At 40.3% G+C, this 23,444-nt stretch carries 25 protein-coding genes, 1 tRNA gene and 1 other annotated feature; of the genes, 2 read left to right on the top strand and 24 right to left on the bottom strand.

The window, feature by feature from the left end; translation table 11 throughout:
* Positions 1-108 precede the first annotated feature (108 nt).
* From KQI32_RS11585 to proB, 21 genes are all read right to left on the bottom strand, one after another.
* The gene (locus KQI32_RS11585) at positions 109-1,848 is read right to left on the bottom strand and encodes a phospho-sugar mutase (protein WP_216425395.1); all 1,740 of its coding nucleotides are present in this window, start codon (positions 1,846-1,848) and stop codon (positions 109-111) included.
* 5 nt (positions 1,849-1,853) lie between these two features.
* The gene (locus KQI32_RS11580) at positions 1,854-2,009 is read right to left on the bottom strand and encodes a hypothetical protein (RefSeq protein WP_216425393.1); all 156 of its coding nucleotides are present in this window, start codon (positions 2,007-2,009) and stop codon (positions 1,854-1,856) included.
* Between the two features lie 132 nt (positions 2,010-2,141).
* On the bottom strand, positions 2,142-3,407 hold the full coding sequence (locus KQI32_RS11575) for a DUF2334 domain-containing protein (protein WP_216425391.1): 1,266 nt from the start codon (positions 3,405-3,407) through the stop codon (positions 2,142-2,144).
* A gap of 323 nt (positions 3,408-3,730) precedes the next feature.
* On the bottom strand, positions 3,731-4,219 hold the full coding sequence (locus KQI32_RS11570; protein WP_216425388.1) for a GNAT family N-acetyltransferase: 489 nt from the start codon (positions 4,217-4,219) through the stop codon (positions 3,731-3,733).
* A gap of 339 nt (positions 4,220-4,558) precedes the next feature.
* Positions 4,559-5,587, bottom strand: coding sequence for a stalk domain-containing protein (locus KQI32_RS11565; RefSeq protein WP_216425386.1), 1,029 nt, complete (start codon positions 5,585-5,587; stop codon positions 4,559-4,561).
* A 17-nt stretch (positions 5,588-5,604) separates the two neighbouring features.
* A complete protein-coding gene (locus KQI32_RS11560) occupies positions 5,605-6,450 on the bottom strand; it encodes a CotH kinase family protein (protein ID WP_216425378.1) in 846 nt (281 codons plus the stop codon).
* Between the two features lie 9 nt (positions 6,451-6,459).
* Positions 6,460-7,143 carry a DUF4956 domain-containing protein gene (locus tag KQI32_RS11555; protein WP_177690990.1) on the bottom strand — a complete coding sequence of 228 codons (684 nt, stop codon included), beginning with the start codon at positions 7,141-7,143 and terminating at the stop codon, positions 6,460-6,462.
* Positions 7,080-7,874: a polyphosphate polymerase domain-containing protein gene (locus tag KQI32_RS11550; protein WP_216425376.1), complete on the bottom strand. Its 795-nt coding sequence runs from the start codon at positions 7,872-7,874 to the stop codon at positions 7,080-7,082. Before KQI32_RS11550 ends, KQI32_RS11555 begins: the two co-directional genes overlap by 64 nt.
* 234 nt (positions 7,875-8,108) lie before the next feature.
* The gene (nrdG, locus tag KQI32_RS11545) at positions 8,109-8,609 is read right to left on the bottom strand and encodes an anaerobic ribonucleoside-triphosphate reductase activating protein (protein WP_216425374.1); all 501 of its coding nucleotides are present in this window, start codon (positions 8,607-8,609) and stop codon (positions 8,109-8,111) included.
* Entirely contained in the window at positions 8,599-10,806 is a 2,208-nt protein-coding gene (locus KQI32_RS11540; protein WP_308167056.1) for an anaerobic ribonucleoside triphosphate reductase, read from the bottom strand. Before KQI32_RS11540 ends, nrdG begins: the two co-directional genes overlap by 11 nt.
* Positions 10,807-10,981: 175 nt before the next feature.
* A complete protein-coding gene (locus KQI32_RS11535; RefSeq protein WP_216425367.1) occupies positions 10,982-11,668 on the bottom strand; it encodes a M48 family metallopeptidase in 687 nt (228 codons plus the stop codon).
* A gap of 64 nt (positions 11,669-11,732) precedes the next feature.
* Positions 11,733-12,533, bottom strand: coding sequence for an RNA methyltransferase (locus KQI32_RS11530; RefSeq protein ID WP_253291183.1), 801 nt, complete (start codon positions 12,531-12,533; stop codon positions 11,733-11,735).
* The gene (locus KQI32_RS11525) at positions 12,508-13,170 is read right to left on the bottom strand and encodes a TrkA family potassium uptake protein (protein ID WP_177690980.1); all 663 of its coding nucleotides are present in this window, start codon (positions 13,168-13,170) and stop codon (positions 12,508-12,510) included. Before KQI32_RS11525 ends, KQI32_RS11530 begins: the two co-directional genes overlap by 26 nt.
* Before the next feature lie 57 nt (positions 13,171-13,227).
* A complete protein-coding gene (locus tag KQI32_RS11520; protein WP_177690978.1) occupies positions 13,228-14,607 on the bottom strand; it encodes a TrkH family potassium uptake protein in 1,380 nt (459 codons plus the stop codon).
* A 303-nt stretch (positions 14,608-14,910) separates the two neighbouring features.
* Positions 14,911-15,264 (bottom strand): 50S ribosomal protein L20, encoded by a 354-nt coding sequence (gene rplT / locus KQI32_RS11515; RefSeq protein ID WP_216425364.1) that lies wholly within the window; start codon positions 15,262-15,264, stop codon positions 14,911-14,913.
* A gap of 27 nt (positions 15,265-15,291) precedes the next feature.
* Positions 15,292-15,489 (bottom strand): 50S ribosomal protein L35, encoded by a 198-nt coding sequence (gene rpmI, locus KQI32_RS11510; RefSeq protein WP_177690974.1) that lies wholly within the window; start codon positions 15,487-15,489, stop codon positions 15,292-15,294.
* 49 nt (positions 15,490-15,538) lie between these two features.
* The gene (gene infC / locus KQI32_RS11505) at positions 15,539-16,084 is read right to left on the bottom strand and encodes a translation initiation factor IF-3 (RefSeq protein WP_374197083.1); all 546 of its coding nucleotides are present in this window, start codon (positions 16,082-16,084) and stop codon (positions 15,539-15,541) included.
* Positions 16,079-16,195, bottom strand: a sequence feature (ribosomal protein L20 leader region). It overlaps the preceding gene by 6 nt.
* A 96-nt stretch (positions 16,196-16,291) precedes the next feature.
* Positions 16,292-16,900: a viroplasmin family protein gene (locus tag KQI32_RS11500; RefSeq protein ID WP_177690972.1), complete on the bottom strand. Its 609-nt coding sequence runs from the start codon at positions 16,898-16,900 to the stop codon at positions 16,292-16,294.
* A 9-nt stretch (positions 16,901-16,909) separates the two neighbouring features.
* Complete coding sequence (locus tag KQI32_RS11495) at positions 16,910-17,848, bottom strand: AEC family transporter (protein WP_177690971.1); 939 nt, start codon at positions 17,846-17,848, stop codon at positions 16,910-16,912.
* 9 nt (positions 17,849-17,857) lie between these two features.
* Positions 17,858-19,105 (bottom strand): glutamate-5-semialdehyde dehydrogenase, encoded by a 1,248-nt coding sequence (locus tag KQI32_RS11490; protein ID WP_216425362.1) that lies wholly within the window; start codon positions 19,103-19,105, stop codon positions 17,858-17,860.
* Between the two features lie 3 nt (positions 19,106-19,108).
* A complete protein-coding gene (gene proB / locus KQI32_RS11485) occupies positions 19,109-19,903 on the bottom strand; it encodes a glutamate 5-kinase (RefSeq protein ID WP_216425355.1) in 795 nt (264 codons plus the stop codon).
* Positions 19,904-20,071: 168 nt separating this feature from the next.
* Here proB and KQI32_RS11480 point away from each other — a divergent pair.
* Positions 20,072-20,147, top strand: a tRNA-Arg gene (locus KQI32_RS11480).
* A gap of 213 nt (positions 20,148-20,360) precedes the next feature.
* Here the strand turns inward: KQI32_RS11480 and KQI32_RS11475 are convergent.
* The 3 genes from KQI32_RS11475 to KQI32_RS11465 all read right to left on the bottom strand — a co-directional run bounded on the left by KQI32_RS11475 (position 20,361) and on the right by KQI32_RS11465 (position 22,540).
* Positions 20,361-21,224: an amino acid ABC transporter substrate-binding protein gene (locus KQI32_RS11475; protein WP_253291181.1), complete on the bottom strand. Its 864-nt coding sequence runs from the start codon at positions 21,222-21,224 to the stop codon at positions 20,361-20,363.
* A 158-nt stretch (positions 21,225-21,382) separates the two neighbouring features.
* Positions 21,383-21,886, bottom strand: coding sequence for a DNA-deoxyinosine glycosylase (locus KQI32_RS11470; protein ID WP_374197082.1), 504 nt, complete (start codon positions 21,884-21,886; stop codon positions 21,383-21,385).
* A 12-nt stretch (positions 21,887-21,898) separates the two neighbouring features.
* Entirely contained in the window at positions 21,899-22,540 is a 642-nt protein-coding gene (locus KQI32_RS11465; RefSeq protein ID WP_177690966.1) for a Crp/Fnr family transcriptional regulator, read from the bottom strand.
* A gap of 87 nt (positions 22,541-22,627) precedes the next feature.
* On the opposite strand from KQI32_RS11465, the gene KQI32_RS11460 reads away from it, so the two are divergent.
* A complete protein-coding gene (locus KQI32_RS11460; RefSeq protein WP_216425353.1) occupies positions 22,628-23,314 on the top strand; it encodes an ATP-binding protein in 687 nt (228 codons plus the stop codon).
* Positions 23,315-23,444 lie beyond the last annotated feature (130 nt).

Below are 23,444 nucleotides of genomic sequence, written 5' to 3'. Positions count from 1 at the left end.
GCCGGATTAAGGCTTGAGTTTTTGCCATGTTTCTGTTATATTGAAAAAGCAGGGAGCAAAAACACTCCCTGCCAACCAATTTTACCCTTGTTTGGACTTTACACAAAGTTAGAAGCAGACCCAATCCAGTATTTGCTTTAATATATCTGTATATTTTATAATTTTTTCTGTTGCTTTTTCTTCTTCCTTATCGCAAACCATAATATAGCCCTTGATTTTAGGTTCCGTTCCGGACGGACGGATAAATATGGTTGTCTCATCCTCCAAATCATAAGCCAACACGTCTGCCTGTGGCAGATTAATAACAGTTTCTTTCCGATTTTCAAGACAAGTGTTCTTTCCCTTCAAATAATCGCTGACAGAAAGAATTTTAATTCCGCCAATTTCAGTCAAAGGATTTTCTCTTAAAGAAAGCATTGTATTTTTGATTTTCTCCATGCCGTCAAGCCCTTCATGGGTGATAGACAAAACGCTTTCCTTATAAAATCCGTACTGACGAAAAAGCTCAGTCAACGCGTCGTATAAAGACATGTTTTTTGCTTTATAATAAGCCGCCATCTCTGCAATCAGCATGCAGGCGTTAACACCGTCCTTATCCCTCGCATGGGTTCCGCTCAGATAGCCATAACTTTCCTCAAAACCAAACAGGAAAGTATGTTCGTGTGTCTGCTCGAATTCCTTGATTTTTTCGCCGATGAATTTAAAGCCGGTCAGAACATTCATCAGTTCAATGCCGAATGTATCACATATGGCCTTGACCATCTTTGTGGAAACAATAGACTTGATTACAACACCATTTTCAGGCAGCTTTCCCTCGTCCTTCAAACCGCTTAAAATATAATGGGTGAGCAGAACTCCAACCTGATTTCCTGTCATAGTAATATATTCGCCGTTAGAGGCCTTGACAACAATCCCAACACGGTCACAGTCCGGATCAGTTCCTATAATCAAATCGACATCATATTTTTTCGCATAATCATTGATGGCGATCTGAAAGCCTTCTTTGTCTTCCGGATTGGGCGATTTTACAGTGGAAAACATCGGATCCGGTTTCTCCTGTTCTTTCACCACAATCACATTTTTATGACCTGCACGCCTCAGTACTTCCCGTACTGGTTTATTGCCGGTACCATGAAAAGGAGTATAGATAATTTTAAAATGCTCCGCAACTTTGGCAACCGCATCCGGATGAATCGAAAGTTTCAGAACCTCTTCTATAAAAGCTTCATCGATTTCGCTGCCGATGATTTCAATCATTCCTTTTTCAACCGCCTTATCGAAATCTGCGATTTTGATCCCGGCAAAAATATCGGTTTTCACAATCACATCAAATACTTCTTTCGCAAATTGCGGCGGCAATTGAGAGCCATCTTCCCAATAAGCCTTATATCCATTGTATTGATAAGGATTATGGCTGGCTGTGATAACGATACCAGCAATTGTACCTAATTGTCGGATTGCAAAGGAAAGCTCCGGAACCGGCCTTAAATCCTCAAACAGATAAGCCTTAATCCCGTTGGCCGCCAAAACTCTGGCTGATTCTCTTGCAAACAAATCGGAATATTTTCTGGAATCATAGGCAATCACAACCCCGCGGTCGGCGGCATTCTGCGACTTAATAACCTCGCAAAGTCCCTGTGTGGCCTGACGTACCACAAAGATATTCATACGGTTTGTACCCGCTCCAATTACACCTCTTAAACCGGCTGTCCCAAATTCCAAAGGTTTGAAAAAACGCTCTTTGACAGCGTTATCATCCCCTTTTATCTCTTCCAGTTCCTTTTTTAGATCGTCAGTCATTCCTGAAAATGACATCCATTTCTCATATTGCTCCCTATACTGGCTCATTATGCTCACTCCTCTATTAAATTTAATGGTACATTACAGTCCTGCCCCTGTTCACTGATATGAGAAAATTCCATCTGGCGGGGCGGATTAAAGCTAACCCAATACGCTGGAACCAAGTGCACGAAGCCGCAGACAGGACATTTATAAAAATAGTTTTCCATAATATACCTCTATTATATCTCAAATTTTTTCATTTTACAACTATTTTCAATTATTGTCGATTATTCTCACGAAAGAATATTACCCTATTGTGTGCTGCCACCTATATTTTCACCTCACGATGTAAAGCAAGGTTATGGAAGATGATCCGTAAAATCTTTCACCGTTACCGTCTCATAGCCATATTGCTTCAGAGCCTTTACAATACGGTGCATCGGAGAATTTTCATTATAAGAATAGCCGTCAGGCTTCAAATGAATAAATTCAAATTCCAAAAACGGATGAAAATAAAAACTGCTCAGCTGCATTTTGGCATTCTGGTTTAATTTGAGACGCCGTACCATTTGGCTGCCGTCTCTATCATGTACATATCCCAAAGGTGTCGGCATAAAAATGGTTGTGTTATTTTTATGACTTACAAGAGGGTTTAGATTCCATGTTCCCTGGTACGGTTCATAAATAACCTTAAAATACTTACTTAGTATATTCTGCTCTTTTTTTGTCGCTTTATAATGAGGACTTTCGAAAAAATCAATCGGAATATTCAAAAAAGCTGCTGTCTGAAGTCCTTTTTTGACGAGTGTTTCCATCTCTTCAGGCATTGTGTTAAATTCTTTTGAAATTTCATTTCCTTCCGCTGAAACGCTTTCTCCATACTGATGGGTATAGCCATGCAATCCGATGACAGCGCCACGGTTGATTAAGTGATCCATTAGGTTCACAAACCCTACATTCTCAATGCCATCGTTGAACATGAGATCATTGTCGATTCCTTCGGATGGATGGACAAAACGCGGAATCCAAGCCACATGAAATTTCACATTATTTTGATACAGATAATCTGCAAAAATTTTATACTTCATGCAAATATCTGCAGTGAGAAGAGCCCCTCCTGCCGTAAAGTCCTCCAGACGAATCATGGCAGGCTGTGCATTGTCTCTTCTTTGACACTGCAGCCGCGGATTGCCGGAACTCATGGAAATCGTTTTTAACGTATAATCCCAGCGGCTTTCCAGATTAAGTGCCTGTTCGATATCATTAATAGACAAGTAGGTTTGCCCGTCTATTTGTAATACTTCCCCACGCAACCTTTCCGGCAAATCCCCAATCGGAAACAGATTGACAGGAAGATAGTAGCGAAGACTCTTTTGATATACGGTTTGCGCAATCAATTTGTCATTCACAAATATTGAAATATTCTGTAAAATGAGAGGATTTCTATTTTCAGAAAATGTAAACTTTTTCTCCTGAACGCATACTGCCTTTTCAGGCATATGTATTTGCAATCTTCCATCTTTTATACGGATATCCTGAATTAAATTAGACTGAAACTGAAAAAAAGCGCCGCTTAGTACAATCAATAGGATTGCCAAAACAGCTGCGCCCATTTTTTTAATCAATAGGGTTCACTCCTCTCAATGTTTTGACGGCAGATGTTACCACCACTAAAAAAATAAGTGATACCCGTTTCCTGAATATCTTGCCTTTTATTATAACAAGATAAAACCGCTTTTGCAAGACAAAAAAGTCATCTTAAAAGCGTTTCAGATTTGCAAAACAAGAAGATGGAGATTGCCCTTTGCCTGCCTCCTAAATCGAAGCCCGATCGGTTGCCGCATTGTTTCAGGGTTCTTTTCAAGAGTTTCAGGCGAAAATTTTCATAAACATTCACGACTTATCCCTTGACAGGTTGTTACAGAAAACATAGGACATATGAGCAAGATTATATCTTCATCTCAAGTAAAGATGCCTTATAATTTCCAAAATCTTTACTTCCTACGAGCTGAAAACCAAAAGCCAGATAAATTCCTTTCACTTTCAGGTTAAACGACTGACAATCCAACCGCAGATATTCTTTTCCGTTTTCTGCAGCGTACTTTCTAGCTTTGTCCAACAACTCCAGAGAGAGCCCTTTTTTCATAAAAGGCTCACGAACACATAATTTATGAACGTATACCGCTTTTCCGTCCAGACCCGCCGGTCCCCATATATCGAAATCAGTTTCATCAAAAATCACGGTACCCGCTGGTTTGTCTTCCACATAACAAATTTTTAAGCACGATTTCTTATTTTTATAATACTCTTTTACATTAATCAAATGTTCTTCCAGCCATGCCGGATGCCCTTTCCTTCTAACCCATTCCGCGTTTTCCTTTAGAATATCAAAAAACAAATTGTAATCTGCTTCTGTTACATCTCTCAATTCAGCCATGCTCGTTTCTCCTTGGTACTGGTTTTGCTAATTTTTCCCATTCCGCATCACGCTAGTGACAGAGTTTTTGTTTCCTAATCCATTCAGAAATATTTTTCTGCGTTTCAATCTTCTTCGGATCTCTCGTATTTTTCAATTTTTAGAGCCTCGTGAGGTTATTATAACACAATTATTACATAAAACCTATATTTCACAATGCCCTATTTTTGTATCTTTTGACGAACAACATTGTATATTATGCACAATAAAAGTAATATTTTTTCATCGATAGAAGAAATGAAAAAGCATAATATACAATCAAAAATTCCTTTCCCATACAATAGGAAAGGAATTTTTATATCATGGCTCTCGAATGGAAACCGTCTGCGTGTTCTCATCCCAATCAACGGTTAAATCAAAACTCTCCGCAATAAATCTGACAGGAACAAACGTTCTGTCATTCTTTAAAGTCGCAGGTACATCTAATGTAAGTTCTGCTCCATTCTTATAAGCCTGTATTTCGCCGATTTTCAGAACCACTGTAGTACTGTTTTTCATCGCCGTGATTGTCCCGGTTTCTTCCTCCCATTTAACTTGAATGCCTAAAGCTTCAAATATTGCTCTGAGAGGCACTAATGTTCTATCATCCTGAAGAAAAGGCTGTTCATCAAACCGAAGCATCTGCCCATTTAGATTAACATGGATTCTCTGTATTTCCTGAGGAAAGTTTTCTATGCCGCCAGGCCGCCCGTTTGGGCTGTTCATAGTAGGATTCCCTGTTGTGGGAAGTTCCCCTGCCAACTGTTTTTCAATGTTTTCAACTCTTGCGCGGATAAAATTGATGATAGAAATGTTGGCAGTCATCATGCCTCCGCCGCCGTTTGGTCTTTCTCCATTTTGATGTGCACCGTTTCCATCTGGTTTTCCGCCGCCCGGCTGTAGAAATTGCTTGTTTTCGGAAGGAGCCCGCCCATTTTCACCATTTATTTGAGACGGTGGATTTCCGCCATTGCCGGGCGGTATCATCTGCTGATTCTGCTGTTCGTTTCCTGTCTCATTCGGAAATGTGGGGATTCCCGCCTGTTGCTGCATATCCCCGTTTGTTTCCTGATAAGTGGTTGCTTTTTCAAACTGTTCCATGGTATAGAATTTTATCGGATCGTTTTCTACATAAGGGGTAATCGATTCTTTCAGTTCCGATACTCTCTCTTCAAAATTCTGCAGAATATTCAGATAGTGCTGAATGATTTCATGATACCGCTCTTTGTATTCTTCCACTTCCAAAAGATTTGTAATCAGCGGTGTTTTCTCCATGCTGATATTCATGACAGGCTCATCAATAGGAATTGTCTGTGCACTTGTGCCGCCTGTAAAGCCGCCAATCGACATATTATAATCCCAGGGGATCACAAAAATATTCCATTGTGCTCATATAAATAAAAGTTCTGCAGATTGCTTCCGTTGTAGCTGTCATAATTGCCCAGAACCGTGTTGGCGGCAATATACTGAAGGGCGCTTTCGACATCCAGCACCTCCTCGATCCCGCCTTTCTCCCCGTCCGGCATTTCATTGAGAACCTCTATCATGTTCTTGAGCCCCGTTTTTTCGGTATCATTGCCGTTTTTCAGTTCACTGTTCGGATAGTCGCTGCCCGCTTCGTATAACAGCGAGGAGCCTATCTCCTGCTTATACAGATTTCCGTCATTATCACCGAATACACGCTCCAGAAAAGAATCATCTATGGCTTCCACACAAAGATAAAAACCATATAATTCCCCGTTGATATATATATTGGCAAAGGCTGTTTCCGGCACAGCAACACCGTTCTCACGCATGACCTCATAGCTCAGATATTCTCTCATATAGGACGGGTCGGAAAACATATTATTAACCACCAGCTCATCCAGTCCCAGCAATCTCTGTCCCTTGACATATTTGTCAAATTTAATGCGAAAACTGTATCGTTCGGAATCACTTTTTGCAACGGAATTCAAGGAGCTGTTCCCTTTTGTGCGGAATCCAACATTTTCAACCGTTTCCCCGTCTACTGTTACGGTAGCGCTTTTGTATTCCTCGGCAGTAGGATTCTCCAAGATGCTTTGAAAATCACTCTCGCTCAATTCAATTTCTATTTTTAGTATGTGATCCTTTTCAAATAATTTCTCATATTCCAATTCTGATGCCGCAAAAGCTGGAATTGCGGAAGATAACAGAAGAACACACAAACAAAGACTGATTATTTTCGCTTTCATAATTACCTCCTAACACGCTATGGCTTCCCCGGCAAGGGAAAACACAATATTCAAATTTCCGTTTCTGCATCGGATCAAATCCAGAAACTCTTTTTCATTTAAATCATCCGGGATATCTATCAGATAAACCAATTCATACAGTGTTCCCAAATCAATCGTTCTCACTTTCTGCAGTTCGTAACCAGAGGTATATTTTTCAAAAATATCGTCAAATACGCCTTGATAATCCAAATTTTCCGGAATCGTAATTTTCAGGATACGCCTTGTCTTTTTCACACGGCCAAAATTGATCCAATGCAGAAGAAGCATAATACCGCATAGAATCAGTGCAAACAAAGCCGCATATCCAATCAGACCGACACCACAGGCAAGACCTGCCGCCATCGCAAAGAAAATATAGGTAATGTCCTTCGGATCTCCGGGGGCACTTCTGAAGCGGATAATGGAAAATGCACCTGCAAGGCTGAAAGCCCGTGCCACATTGCTACCGACCAACAGAATAATAATGGAAATAATCGCTGGGATCATAATGATTGTAAGCACAAAGCTTTGGGAATGAATCCCCTTTTTATAGGTCTTCATATAAGTAAAACTGATAACCAGCCCCAGAAGCAAGGCGGTCACAATGGTTAGTACTGCAGTGCCAACTGATAATTCGGCATCGCCTGTTGAGACAAACAAGAAATCAAGCATGGAATTCTCTCCTCTCTCACATTTTTTGCAAGATATTTTTGGTATTCCGTACCGTATTTTGAAAAGCTGACCGGAAAAATTTCATACTCGGAAAGCATTTCGCCAACCCATACAGGAATTGCTTTTTCCGCTTTTATCTCCATGAGCCACAGATTGTCATCCAGCAGCAGCTCTCCGAAATCCCCTTTCTCCAGACGCAGTTGATCTCTTCTTGTCCGAATGTTGGTATCAAAAGAAATCCGCAGGTCCCGCTGACCTTCTCCAAAATAGGCGAAACGATCATATGCCAAATACAATTTTGGCTTCAATGGATAACGTCTTATAAAATATTCCAATTCATTGAGTACCTGAGGATTCATATATTCCTGTAAAGCGGGCTTCTCACCGTTTTCCACAAAGGAGTATGCCTCCTTCAGAGAAAGTTTTGTACGCCTTTTGTTGACTATCTTTTGAAATTTCTTTTTGATTTCCAGAAAAATCAGGTCCTCTTCTTTCGGGACGCCGTATGCCCGAAGCCGCAGTTTTTCTTTATAAGCGGGCTTCATAGTGGAATTGCGGATAAGATAATTGTCTGGCGTATCATAATAAATATTGCTGATGGTATAAAAGGCGCCATCTTTATTGTAGGGATCCGCATTCATATATTTTCTTAATACATCCTGTATTTTTAAATAAACTGCAGAATTTATCATATATTTCTTTTCATAACGGCTAAATACTTCAATTGCCATGTCTATCACTCCTTTCTTATGCCTTTATTATAAAGATAATTTGTGATAGATTTATGATAGACAAAGGGGAGTTTTATGATAAATTTAACATTCTTTTAACATACAAAAAGCCCGAAAGTATTTACACTTTCGAGCTTTCTTGTAACGAGGCAATGCCTCTTATGAAATATAGGAAATTACATGGAAAATAGTGTGTGAAGCGGGTTTATATTTTTCGGGGCAAAGATTTTTTTATCAGGGAAGAAACAGAACAACTTTATTTTCTTTTAATGAGGAAGGAATATCAATAATGCGCTGATTCAGCGAGCCTTTAAATCGCATATTCAGTTCTGTATTATTCTTTTCGTATTTTCCGTCCACCAGCACATCACAAAGGGACAACAGTTTTTTCTTTTCCCCGTCCTCTTTCAGTTCCTCATATCGGTATCCGCTGTATATCCATATGGTCTTCCCTGCTTCTTCCTTCAGCCTTTTCGCCAGCTTGCAGAGTACCCTCGTCTGCTCGAAAGGCTCTCCGCCGCTGAAAGTTACATTTGTAAGATTGCTTTTGGTAAGTTTTTTGTAGAGTTCATCCACGGATTCCCAATGACCATTTTCAGCGTTCCAGCTTTGGGGATTATGGCATTCCGGACAATGATGCGGACAGCCGCACACGAATAAAACATCTCGAAACCCTGTCCCGTCAACGGAAGAACTATATATGATATCCAAAATATTCAATTGATCAGAAGCCATGTGTCACACGATCCTTTAATTCCGCTTTTTTGGCGGCATTCCAGTTATTCGTGCTTCCCACCAGATAACCGGTAATACGCTGGATAATATCCAGATGCGTACTTCCGCAGTTCGGGCAGATTTCCATATCTTTTTCCGCATTTTCAAACCCACATTCCAAGCATCTGTTGCGGGTGTGATTGACTGAGGAATAGCCAATATCGTATTTATCCATCAAATCAACCGTCTGCATAATGCATTCCGGATTATGGGTAGCATCCCCGTCCAGCTCTACATAGAAAATATGTCCCCCCAATTCATATTTGTGATAGGGGCCTTCTACTTCCGCCTTATGTTCTACGCTGCAGCGATACCACACCGGAACATGGGAACTGTTTGTGTAATATTCCTTATCGGTGATATGTTCGATCACACCAAATTCCTCTTTATCCTTTTTGGTAAATTTACCGCTCAATCCTTCCGCTGGTGTTGCAAGAAGACTGTAGTTTAAATTTTTCTCAGAAGCAATTTCCTGGATCCGGTCATACATATGCTTTACAATAGATAGCCCTAATTTCTGCGCTTCTTCGCTTTCACCATGATGTTTTCCCGTCAGCGCAATGAGCGCTTCCGCAAGACCGATGAAGCCGATACCAAGGGTTCCGGTTTTCAACAGATCCTTAACCGGTTCGTTGGGATCCTTTTCTTCACTGCCTTCCCACATTCCGTTCATCAGCATCGGAAACTGCTTTTTCAGCGCGGTGCGCTGAAAGGTATAACGGTCATATAACTGCTGTGCCGTGACATCAATGCAATTGTCCAGACGCTCAAAAAATTTTTTAATTCTTTCCTCTTTGGATTCAACCATTCTCTGCTCCAAAGCCAGCTTGACGATATTGATGGTAGAGAAAGAAAGATTGCCTCGCCCAATGGAAGTCTTCCTGCCATGACGATTCTCAAAAACACGGGTTCTGCAACCCATCGTTGCCACCTCATGTTCGTATCGCTTCGGATCCTTCTCATTCCATTCCTCATCACGGTTAAAAGTTGCGTCCAGATTCAGGAAGTTCGGGAAAAACCTTTTTGCACTGACCTCGCACGCAAGGCAATACAGATCATAATTTCTGTCTTCCTTGCAGTAGCTGACTCCTCTTTTCTTTTTCCATATCTGAATCGGAAAAATCGGTGTTTCGCCATTTCCAACTCCCTTATAGGTCGATTTTAAAATCTCCCGAATCACGCATCGCCCCTCGGCCGATGTGTCTGTCCCATAATTTATGGACGAAAAGACCACTTGATTCCCACCCCTGCTGTGAATGGTATTCATATTGTGAATGAAGGATTCCATCGCTTGGTGGACACGATTGACTGTCTGATTGATTGCATACTGCCTGTAACGTGACTTTCCGGACAGTCCATCCAGTTCCTTTGGTAAATAATCCTCCAATTTTTCCTTTTTGTACTCTCCGAGATCGAGCCCCTCCAATTTCTCCAGCTTCTCCAATTCCTCCAGATAAGTCATTCTGACATAAGGGGCAAGATAGAAATCAAATGCTGGAATAGCCTGTCCTCCATGCATTTCATTCTGAACCGATTCCATCGATATGCAGGCAATGATCGCAGCCGTCTCAATCCGTTTGGCTGGTCTGGACGAACCGTGCCCTGCCCGGAATCCTTCCGTTAAAATCTTGTCCAGCGGATGCTGCAGACAGGTCAACGATTTTGTGGGATAGTAATCCGCATCATGAATATGTATATAGTTGCTTTTTACATAATCCTTGGCTTCCTGAGAAAGCAGCATATCCATCACAAAAGGTTTGGAGGTTTCACTGGCAAACTTCATCATCATGCCTGCCGGCGTTTCGGCATTCATATTTGCATTTTCTTTTGTCACATCATTGGCAATGGTATTGACAATGCCCATGTAGGTTTCATAGGTATGCCGTCCCCTGGCAATATTCCGCTTCTCTCTGTATAGAATGTACTCTTTCGCTACATTTTTATATCTTGACTTCATTAATTCAATTTCAACGAAGTTCTGTATCTCCTCAACACTTGCCACGTCTTTTTCTAAATTTTCAATGTGATCAGCTATTTTTTCCGCGCACTTCACATCATTGACAAAAACATGGTTCATCGCTTTTAAAACAGCTTTTACAATTTTTTCCCTCTCAAAATTCTCGATTCTGCCATCTCGTTTCCGAATGTTTGAAATCACGATTGTTTCCCTCTTTCTTTTCTTTCTTTCAATATATTGGTGTCTATATTGTTTTTAACCACAATATATTGTGTACGTTTTGTATTATATACGATTCCTATTAAAATTTCAAGAGGGATTTTTCATTCTGTTCCGTACAATATCTCAAATCTCCGTATACTCTAAGAAAAAATTTTTATTGCGAATGAAGATTCTTTTTCTGCAGCTTATATTCCGGCAGATAATATTCCACAAGATTCCAAAATTCTTTGGAATGATCAAAATGTTTGATATGGCATAATTCATGAATAAGGACATATAAAATAGTATCCTCAGTATAACGAATCAGATTCCAGTTAATGGAGATACATCCATTCCGTTTGCAGAGTCCCCAGCTTCTTGACATCTTTTTTATCTTCCAGGAAAAGGCTTTTATTCCGGTTATTCTTTCTGCCTGACTGAATAACGGGGGCAAAATCTTATTCGCTTCTTCCCTATATAACCGCTCGATTGCTTTTCTGATGTTTTCCTCATCTGCGATTTTTCCATACGGGAAGAAAAGCACAATCTTTTTTTCAGCGTTCCTTTCTATTTTTATCCGCTTCTTATCCCACGGCTGAATGGAAAGAGTATAGGTCTTGCCCAATATTTGAAATTGTCCGCCTTCCTCATAATTATTTTGACTGCGTGACTGCTGCAATCTCATTTTCTCAACAATCCAGTGCCGTTTTTCATAAACCGCTTTTTCTATCTTTTTGAAAGACATTTTTTGGGGCGCACGAACTTCAATTTCTCCATTTTTAATATAGATGTATAAGTGTTTTCTTTGCGCACGATTTATATGGTAAAAATAAATGGTGTCATTATAATATAACTGGTTCACACCTTCACTTCCCTTTAAAAAATGCACCTCAAATTGCGTGCAATTTTTGGGGTGCATACCATAATTAACGATTTATCTGCCTGAAGTATTCGTACATAAGTATCGCTGCGCTCACGGAAGCATTCAAAGATTCAATACTCCCCTGCATGGGAATATAAACCACCTGCTCCGCTTCTTCAAGTACCGAACGTTCAATGCCGTTTGCCTCATTTCCGATGATGATAGCAGATTTCTTACCAAACTGTGTTTGAAATACGGAAACCGCAGATTCATCATATGCCGCCGCATATACTTGATAAGCCGATTTCAAATCTGCTATCACATTGCAAAGATCCTCTTGTTGATAGACATGAACCCGAAACAGAGAACTCATCGTAGAGCGCACTACCTTCGGGTTGTAAATATCAACACAGCCTTTGTCCAATACAACATGAGAAAAACCGGCAGCCTCCGCAGTTCTTATCATTGTCCCCAGATTTCCAGGATCCATAATTTTATTGAGAAGAAGGAGCCCTCCCTGTCTGTCAAAATCGCTGAATTTTTCTCGCCGAATTGGAAAAACGGCCATGATTCCCTGAGGATTCACCGTCTCTGATATTTTACGAAATATCGAATCGGAAACCACAAAAGGTTCTTTGCAGAAAGTACAATCACTATTATTATAATAGCTTTCCGAAAAAACCATCAACTTTGGCGCAAGATAGTTTAAACCGTCTTTCACTAAACGCTCCCCTTCTGCAAGAAAAGCGGAATACTCCTGTCTGTATTTTTTTGTCCGCAGGCTTTCCAGCCATTTTACTGTTTTATTGCTCTCACTGGTAATTACCATAATCTCTCCATCAATCAATATCGGATTTAAAGACATCAAGATCAAGATTGCTTCCAATCACAACAAGCACATCTCCGCTGTATAATTTGTCCTCTGCATTGGGGGCGATATTGATGAGTGCTCCATGCTTGACCGCCATAATATTAATCCCATACTTTGCCCGGACATTAATCTCTTTCAGTGTTTTCTCATTCCATTTTTTCGGTACAGTAGTCTCTATAATGCTGTATTCCGGAGACAAATTGATGTAGTCCAAAATATTGGATTGCGTAATGTTGTGTGCAATCCGCTCACCCATTTCTTTTTCTGGAAACACAATTTCGTCCGCGCCAATTTTTTTCAAAATTTTCGCATGCAGATCGTTGTTCGCCTTCACCAATACCTTTTGAACACCCAAATCCTTTAAAATAACGGTTGTCAGTATGCTTGCCTCTATGTCATCTCCAATGGCTACAATGGCCATGTCAAAATTACGCACTCCCAGAGAACGCAAAGCGGCTTCATCCGTTGCATCAGCTACCACAGCATGCGTCACATTTGAGACAATCTCCTGAATAATCTGAGGTTTATTATCCACTGCAAGAACCTCATAACCCAAATCAAACAGCGAAGTGGCCACGTTGGTGCCAAACCTTCCCAGCCCAAGCACAATAAATGATTTATACAATTTCATTTTTTTCACTCCATTCTGCCGTTTCTTCCGACATATCTTATCACATTTTTCATCTTGTTATAACATAACCCGCTCAACAGGATAAGAAAAATTGCGAACTCTAGTCGCACGCTTCATCATCAACGATATAATAACCGTCGTAACACCAACTCTTCCCGTATACATGATAACCATCAGTACAATCTTTCCCATTGTTGACAATGCGGCACTGATGCCAGTTGACAATCCAACCGTTGCAAATGCTGACGTCACTTCATATACTACATGAAGAAAATCAGCATTTTCCGTAATGGAGAGGATCATTGTGCCGCACACGATAATTCCTGCTCCAATCAAAAATACGGCAACTGCACGAAGAATCGTACCAGCAGTTAATCTGCGGCGGAATACATTAATGTAATCTTCACCTTTTAAACCTGCAAAAATTGTTAAAAGAAGAACCGCAAAGGATACTGTTTTGATACCGCCGCCGGTAGAGCCGGGAGAAGCACCTATAAACATTAGCAAGGTTGACATCAATATGGATGCATCTGTCATTCCCGCCTGATCAATGGTATTAAATCCTGCGGTTCTGGTAGTGACACTCTGAAAAAAGGAGGCCAAAACTTTTCCGTGTAACGGTAAAGTTCCCAAAGTTGCCGGATTGTTCCATTCTGTCATAGCAAAAAACAAAGCTCCGCCTATGATCAAAATGGCTGTCATCGTAAGAACGATCTTCGTGTGAACTTTCCACCTGCTGGGTTTTGGCTGCAAATAGAGATCCTCCCAGACGACAAAGCCCAGGCCGCCGACAACGATTAATGTCATGATAACAAGATTTACTGTAAAATCAGAAGCGTATGGCGTCAAGCTGCCAAACACGCCTTTTCTGCCCATCAAATCAAATCCTGCATTACAAAAAGCAGAGACAGAATGAAATATTCCATTGTATATCCCATCCCAAAAACCAAACTCAGGAATAAATTTAATGGCAAGAATCAGTGCTCCTGCCCCCTCAATTAAGAATGTTCCGATAATAATGTGCTTTGTCATCCTAACAACACCCTGAATTCCATAGTTGTTGACGGATTCCATAGCAAGAAGGCGGCCTCTTAAAGAAATCGCCCGCCTGAAAATAATAGATATGAAAGTTGCCATAGTCATAAAGCCTAGCCCGCCAATCTGAATCAGCGTGATAATGACAATCTGACCAAACAGAGTGAATTGTGTATAAGTATCATATAAAATAAGTCCTGTTACACACGTAGCGCTTGTAGCCGTATACAAAGCATCTAAAAACGGCAATCCTATTCCATTCCTTGACGCAATGGGCAAGGACAGCAAAAGTCCTCCAGTCAGGATAATCAGCATAAATCCAACAGCCACCACCCTTGTCGGATGAAAATGGCGAATAAATGCAATCAATCTCCTAAGTATCACTTTAAGTATATGTCCCATTCCTTTTCACCTTTACAAAAAGCAATTCAGCCTATAATGTTTGAATGATTAACGGTATTGCTCTTCGTCTCATGTTTTTACAATATATATTTTCATTATCTGCAGCATTATCCTCATCTAACCAATTTAATCGTTCCAACATAACAGGTTCTCGTTGGTGCATTATAATAAACACCGTCAGGAGGACCAAAAGAAGCTAAAAACAAACCCGCAAAAGCTCCATGACCTTTTACGGGCAGTATGCAATGTTATCAGCGGAAGCGTGAATTCTCGCTGATAACTATAGTGATATCCGTCTTTTCGTTATAAACTTGCTTTTGCCTTTTCAACCAATGCGGTAAATGCTTTCTCGTCATTTACTGCAATCTCAGCAAGCATCTTTCTATTGATGGTAATACCCGCCTTTTTCAGACCGTTCATAAATCTGGAATAGCTCATTCCGTTCATTCTGGCAGCAGCATTAATTCTTGCAATCCAAAGCTGTCTGAAATCCCTTTTCTTCTGTTTTCTTCCGATATAGGAGTAAACCAAAGATTTCATAACCGCCTGATTGGCAGTTCTAAATAATTTACTCTTCGCACCCCGATAGCCTTTTGCTAATTTCAGGATTTTTTTATGTCTTTTTCTTGTGCGCATTGCGCCTTTTACTCTAGCCATTTGTACATTACCTCCTTACGAATCGATTTATTTATACGGAATCAGTTTCTTTACAACCGCAGCATCAGCCGGACTGACATAGCCAATCTGTCTCAATCCTCTTTTTCTCTTTGTGGACTTTTTGTTCAAGATATGGCTTTTATATGCCTTAGCTCTTTTTACTTTGCCGGACTTTGTTAAATTAAATCTCTTCGCAGAAGCTCTGTGTGTCTTTACTTTTGGCATAGGAAAACTCTCCTCTCTAAATTTATATATAATAATTATATATTTTCTCTTATTGTAATTTTGGTGCTAAATACATGGACATATTTCTGCCTTCCATTTTCGGTTTCTTTTCCACAGTGCCATTTTCCTCTACAAGCGCAAGGAACTTATCCAGCAGCGGAAGCCCTAACTCAGTGTGTGCCAATTCCCTTCCCTTGAAGCGGATAGACACTTTTACCTTATTGCCAGCTTTCAAAAACTTATTGCAGTTTCCTGCTTTTGTTTCCAAATCATGCGTATCAATAGACAAGGACATGCGAACTTCCTTAATGGTAATCACCTTTTGATTTTTTCTGGATTCCTTATCTTTTTTTGCCAGCTCAAACCGATATTTTCCGTAATCCATAATCTTACAGACCGGAGGCTGTGCATTGGGGGAAATTTTAACCAGATCAAGGTTTTTATCATTGGCAATGTTCTGCGCTTCCTTGCTGCTCATAATTCCCAGCTGAGAACCGTCTGAATCGATCACACGAAGCTGCGCATCTCTGATGGCTTCATTGATTTGTAATTCCTTATTACTAATAGGAAAGCACCTCCAATTAAAAAAATATATAAAATAAAACGGGCAGAATAAATTCCACCCGTCATTATATTCATTCAAAATATAATTTAACCAAACGAGCCTGAGCTGTAAGGTGAGAAGGTGAAACTTCTGCTTTGTAACAAAATTATTATATCAAATCAGCCTAATGATGTCAATACCTTTTTGCTTCATTTTTAATAAAACATTTCATATAAGGCTTTTGAGACAGAAACGTCCCTATTTTTTTATTCCCAAAGCCTGTTTTGCCAGACTATCCGCCAGCTCATTATAATGATCTCCAGTATGCGCAGCCACCTTTTGAAATATCACTTTCAGCCGATCTTTTATTCCCGCATAATACAACTTGTATTTCTGTGTACTGTCCAAATTCGCCTTCCATTCATCCTTTGCCCATCTGGCAATGCCCTCATAATCATGGAATATTACAAGCTTCGAGTATCCATGGTTCAGGGCGTATTCCATTGCATAGACAGCACCGGCCAGTTCTCCTGCCACATTCCGCATATTTGCTGCTTCTCTATCCTCACCGACGCCATTCCTGCAGATTTCTTCCGAACTTGTCAGCAAAACCACACCATAGGCATACCTGCCGGTTTTTACATCAAAGCTGCCGTCTACATATGCGTAAAGTTCATCTTCTCCCGGACATTGTGCCACAGCATTCTTTTCTTCCCCGCCTATATATCTCTGTGCTTCTTCCCTGGTGGAAAAACCTTTGTAAACGGCGCCGGAAAATCCGTTTATCTGCTCTTTTGCATCATCCCATTTTTCATAGATCCCACAATTTCTTCCTACTTTGACAGCATAATATTTCTTTTTCGCCATATTTGCTCCTTAAAAAATTTCAAATATCCGCAGTAAATATATCCCGATAAACATTGTTATGGTACACAGGCCCGTAGAACAAATCACGATACCGGAAGTCAATTCACTGTCAGAACCCATGGCTTTTGCCATGACAAAACTGTTCACCGCAGTCGGCGCGCCGGACAGGATAAAGGCAATCACTGCTTCATCACCGCGAAATCCCAACAGCAGCGCAGCAGTCATAATCAACATCGGTGAAATCAATAATTTTATAGACGTCCCCAGAATCGTTTCCTTAAAGTTACAGATGAATTTTTTCACATCAAAGGATGCTCCGAGAACAATCAGCCCTAGTCCCATAGCCATATTCCCTAAATATCCAACGGAAGTAGCGATAGGTGTCGGAAGCTTTATTCCAAAGATGGAAAGCAACAGACCGGATAATGCGCCGATAATCAACGGATTTGTCGCAATTTTTTTGATTGTGTCCTTATAGTCCCCCTTTGTTCCAGACCAATAGGATAAGCATAAAACTGCAATTACATTAAAAAGAGGTACCCCAAACGCCAGAATAATTTCTGTTTTGGCAACGCCCACCGCATCCAATAAATTTTTTGCCAGCGGCAGACCCAGAATCGCAAAATTGGAGCGGTATCCGCAATGAATCAGCGCTCCGGCCCTTATCCTGTTTTTTTCAAATAAAGGTACGGTTATCCAGAGAATCAGCGCCAATCCTGCAATTGCCAAAAGCATAAACGAAACAAAACGCGCGTCGAATGTCTCGCGAAAATCCACCTTTGAAGTGTCTGAAAAAAGCAATGCCGATGTGGCTACATAAAATATAAATTTATTTAATTGATCCAAAAAATCCTGTTTTAAAAAGCCAATCTGTTTTAGAAAAAAGCCAACTGCCATCGTCAAAAATATGGGCAAAATAGCATTCAGTGAAAATATAAAGTCCTCCAAAATCAGTTCCTACTTTCTAATCTGTCCATCGCCATAGATGATGTATTTCATTGAGGTCAGTTCATTTAGCCCCATCGGTCCCCTTGCGTGAAGCTTCTGTGTACTGATTCCGATCTCCGCTCCGAATCCGAATTCAAACCCATCTGTAAAGCGGGTGGATGCATTGACATACACGCAGGCGGAATCAATTTCGTTCAGAAAACGTTCTGAATTTGTATAGCTTTCTGTAATGATACTTTCCGAATGACCGGTGGAATAACGGTTAATATGCGCAATCGCTTCTCCAATATTCTCCACAATCTTCACCGAAAGCTTTAAATCAAGATATTCTGTTGCGTAATCCTCCTCTGTCGCCAAAAATGCATTAGGAAGAATTTCCTTTGTATGCTCACATCCGTAAATTTCAACTCCTTTTTCCGTCAGCACAGCTGCAAGCATCTTCAAAAATTCCTGTGCAATATTTTTGTGCACCAGAACGGATTCACAGGCGTTGCAAACTGCCGGACGCTGCGTTTTTGCATTGACAATAATATCAACAGCTTTTTTCTGATCTGCAGTTTCATCCACAAAAATATGACAGTTTCCCGTACCGGTTTCGATAACAGGAACCGTCGCGTTTCTCACAACTGTTTGAATCAAACCAGCGCCTCCACGCGGAATAAGAACATCTAGATAATCATTTAATTTCATAAATTCGACCGCGGTTTCACGCCTTGTATCCTCAATCATCTCTATTGCGCTTCCGGGCAATCCGCAAGACTCCAAGGCATTTTTCATGATATTTACCAAAGCTAAATTAGAATAAAATGCCTCGGTTCCGCCCCGCAGGATCGTTGCATTGGATGTCTTTAAACACAGCACTGCTGCATCTACCGTTACATTGGGACGCGCTTCATATATAATGCCGATAACTCCCATGGGAACTCTCTTTTTTCCAATGCGCAGTCCGGCTTCGCTCTCCCACATGCTGACAACCTCACCGATTGGATCTTTCAGCTTTGAAACCTGACGAACCCCTTCCGCGATTCCATAGATTCTGTCCTCTGTCAGCATCAGCCGATCAAGCAATGATTCGGAGATGCCTTTTTTCTGCGCTTGCCGTACATCCTTTTTGTTTTCTTCCAGTATATATGAAACACTCTTCTCCAATTGCTTTGCGATTTCTTCCAACGCTTCATTTTTTTTCTTTTTTGATGCGGTAAGCAAGATTCTGCCGGCTTCTTTCGCACGCTGTCCCTTTAACTGCAGTTCTTCCATTTTTTATGCCTTCTTTCCCTTAAAAATCGTTCCTATCTCTTTACCTTCCAAGATACGGTATATAATATGGGGATCCTTTCCGTTTGCAATGACTACCTGTATCCCCTCATCTGTTGCGATTTCGGCTGCTGTCAGTTTGGTAATCATACCACCGGTTCCGCGTTTGGAGCCTGCGCCGCACGCCATGCTTTTGATCTCTTCTGTAATTTCGTTGACTTCGGGAATGATCTTTGCTGTCTCACAAAGGCGAGGATCCTGGTCATATAATCCGTCTATGTCTGATAAAATAATCAAAGCATCTGCGTCAATCAACTTTGCCACAATGGCAGAAAGGGTGTCATTATCTCCGAATTTTATCTCATCCACAGATACCGAATCATTCTCGTTGACAACCGGCAAAATGTCATTTTCAAGCAATGCACTAAACGTATTGATGGCATTTTCCTTTCTTTCCAAATTTGTAATAACATCTTTTGTCATCAAAATTTGACCGACAATTGTATTATATTCAGAAAACATACGGTCATAAATGCTCATCAATTCACATTGACCAACAGCAGAAACTGCCTGAACTGCTTTGACTTCCTTTGGCTTTTCCTTAAGTCCCATTTTTGACATACCAACTCCGATGGCTCCGCTGGTAACCAATACGACTTTTTTTCCTGAATTTTTCACATCGGTTAATATTCTGGCTATCTGTTCCATTCGCTTTAAATTCAGCTTTCCGTTTTCATAGGTAAGGGTGCTGGTTCCCACTTTCACAACAATTGTTCCAGCATTTTGAATTTCACTGCGCAATGCATCACACTTCCTTTTACCTGCTGTTTTCTAACAATAAACTAGATTAATTTTACATGAATTACATGCTTTTTGCAAGTTTTTTTAAAAACCTTTTAAAAAATAATTGATTTTATCAAAAAGTTATGTTATAATAAAACCGTTGTGAAAGCAATCTCATGAAAACATGCGCCCTTAGCTCAGCGGATAGAGTGAACGGCTACGAACCGTTAGGCCGGGGGTTCGAATCCCTTAGGGCGCGCCATAAATCAATCCAATGGTTGATATAACGAAAACCGCTTGAAAAATCAAGCGGTTTTCGTATTTTATTTTTAAATCAAAAAATCTTTCGTCTTCACCAAGCGATTTAAACAAAGCACTTTGTACGCTATACAATGATTCAGCGGAGGACAGTACAAATTGCAAAGGGAGCCCTTCTTTAAAAAGAACTCCCTTAAGCTAGCTATGATTTCCTGTTTTATTTAATAATGTTTTTCTGGAACCATTTTTCTGAAATTTTTGCAGCTGTCCCATCCTCTTTGATCGCTTTGAAAGCTTTATCAAATTCTGTTTTAAATGCTACATCTGTTTTCCGGAATCCAACCCCATACTCTTCTTCCAGGAAATTTTCAGAAAGAATTTCATACTCTTTTCCTGATTCCGTTATGGTATAACGTGCAACCGTTTCATCAGCAACAACTGCGTCTACCCGTCCTGCTTCCAAATCCAGCAATGCCATTAAAATCGTATCATATTTATTGATATTTCCAGCACCGATACTGTTATACAATTCAATGTCGTCATCTTTGATTGCATCTTCTGCAGGAGAACCAGCCTGTACGCCGATTTTCTTTCCTTTTAAATCTGATTTTGTTTTAATCGCACTGCCTTTGGCGACGATAATTGCCTGTGTATTGTCCATGTAAGGCTCAGAGAAAAGCACCTCCTGCTTTCTGGCCGCGGTGATAGTGAAACCGTTCCAGATTATATCGATCTTTTTGGTATTCAGTTCAGCCTCTTTTGCCTTCCAGTCAATTGCTTTAAATTCGACCTGAATTCCCAGTTTTTCAGCAACCGCTTTTGCCAGATCGATGTCAACGCCGACAATCTCATTGCTCTGCGGATCGCGGAATCCCATAGGCGGAACAGAATCATCCAAGCCGACAACCATTTTTCCTTTTGATTGAATATCTGTCCAAGATGTATCAGCCGCGGGTGTAGATGACGGTTCATTTCCGCCGCTTACAGCGCTGTCGTCACCGCCGCATCCTGCGAAACTGACCGTTGCCAGCACAGTTGCCAGTGCAGCACACAAAATTTTCTTCCAATTCATTTTTTTCATTTCATAACCCCCAATATAATAATTGATGTCGTTGATTTATTATTATAATACACTAAAACTTTAGCAAAGTAAAGTACTAAATTAAAAAAAGCAATATCTTTGTGCAGTTTAACGAATTTTTTGAAATATTCGAAATGTTTCCCCATTTTTATCTGATCTTAATTTAAGTCTTTTAATATCACCTTCCATACTTGAATCAGATCGTCTACACGGAACCTGGCATTTGCAGGGCTTGTAGAGGGTAAACAAATGCATTTTCTTCCGGTTGCCTTTTCAGAATACCTTTTATAGTATTTTTCTGCAGTCGCACCATTTGTATAAATCGTTTTTATTCTTGCCGTTTCCAATATTGGAACGAAATCATTTGGCACCACGTTTTTAATTCTGCTGTCACTGGAACCTTTGATCTCACAGCTTTGAATGACATCCCAAACTGCAATTCCATGCTTTAGCAAAAGCGCTCTTTTTTCCTCTATACTCCGGGGAGCTTCCTCTTTTACCAGTGATGAAATAACCTTCCAAAAACGATTTTGAGGATGTCCATAGAAAAACATAGCTTCCCGTGACTTTACAGAGGGAAAGCTGCCCAAAATCAATATTCTAGAGTTTTCATTATACAATGGAGGAAACGGATGCATGATACTGTTCTTCACTTTTTCCACCTTTCTTCCTTATCACATCAGCCGAAAACAATTTTTGTGATAGTCGATCAGATTTTCTCTTTTCATTTTTCCAAGTTCGCGTGACAAAGCACTCCTATCAACACAAAGGTAATCTGCCATTTCATTTCTGTCCATTGTCAGATAAAAAGGGTTTATTTGCTGCTTATCACATTCCTCTTTCAAAAATGACAGTACCTTTTCGCGGATAGATCCCAAACTAAGCAGAGAGATTCGTCGATTGAGAAATAGATTTTTTCTTGCCAAAATAATCATCAAATTTTTCTGCACCAAAGCCGGAAGTTTTTCTATACTATTTAAAAATAATATTTCCGCATCTACGTCCGCGGTAACGGTAACAGAAGCTCTTTCCCCTCCGGCACAGACAAAAGATTCTCCAAAAACCGCACCGGTATGCATCTTGGTGATCAATAATTGATTCCCGTCATAATCCGTTTTTGTGATACAAACTGTTCCGGAAAGTAATACGCCGATCTCTTTTATCTGTTGTCCATAGGCAATTACAGTCTCCTCTTTATTAAAATACTTCACGGTACTGACAGGCTCTGAAAGCAAATTTATTATCTGCGTTTCATGCAATCCCTGAAACAATGGATTTGTATAAAGAATGTTTATTCCATAAGCCGAAATTTTCAAAAAAGCACCTCTTTCGTTGCATAAGCAACTGAATTTATCGTTTTATTATAGTATACTCAAATCACAAAATCAATAGGAGGAAATCATATGAAACGAAAAATTATCAAAATAGATGAGTCGAAATGCAATGGCTGTGGATTATGCGCGAAGGCTTGCCACGAGGGGGCTATTGGCATGATTGACGGAAAGGCAAAGCTTTTAAGGGACGATTACTGTGACGGTTTGGGAGACTGTCTCCCCGTATGCCCCACAAATGCGATATCATTTGAAGTGCGGGAAGCACTGGAATATGACGAAAAAGCGGTAGAGGAAAATAGAACCAAACTCCCTTGCGGATGCCCCGGTTCAGAAAGCAAATCTTTTGTTCATAAACAGTCAGAGCAAAAATTTACTTCCTTGGATATGCCTTCTCAGTTAAATCAGTGGCCTGTTCAGATCAAATTGGTTCCGGTAAACGCGCCTTATTTTCAGAATGCCGATCTGCTGATAGCGGCGGACTGCACTGCTTATGCTTATGGAAACTTCCATGAAAAATTTATGAGAAATAAAATCACTTTAATCGGCTGCCCTAAGCTAGATCAAATTGATTACAGTGAAAAGCTGACAGAAATTTTAAAAACGAATGACATCAAGAGAATATTGATTACCAGAATGGAGGTTCCCTGCTGTGGTGGAATTGTAGCCGCTGTAAAGGAAGCACTGAAAAATTCCGAAAAAATGATTCCTTGGCAGATTGTCACAATTTCAACAGAAGGGGAAATCATAGAGCAATAATATTTGTTGGGTCTGCTTCTAACTTTGTGTAAAGTCCAAACAAGGGTAAAATTGGTTGGCAGGGAGTGTTTTTGCTCCCTGCTTTTTCAATATAACAGAAACATGGCAAAAACTCAAGCCTTAATCCGGC

Origin of the sequence: Acetivibrio sp. MSJd-27 (assembly GCF_018918095.1) — a bacterium.
Classification (GTDB): domain Bacteria; phylum Bacillota; class Clostridia; order UMGS1840; family HGM11507; genus HGM11507.
The sequence above is the reverse complement of the archived record's forward strand: the minus strand, read 5'-3'. Positions and strand labels throughout refer to the sequence as shown.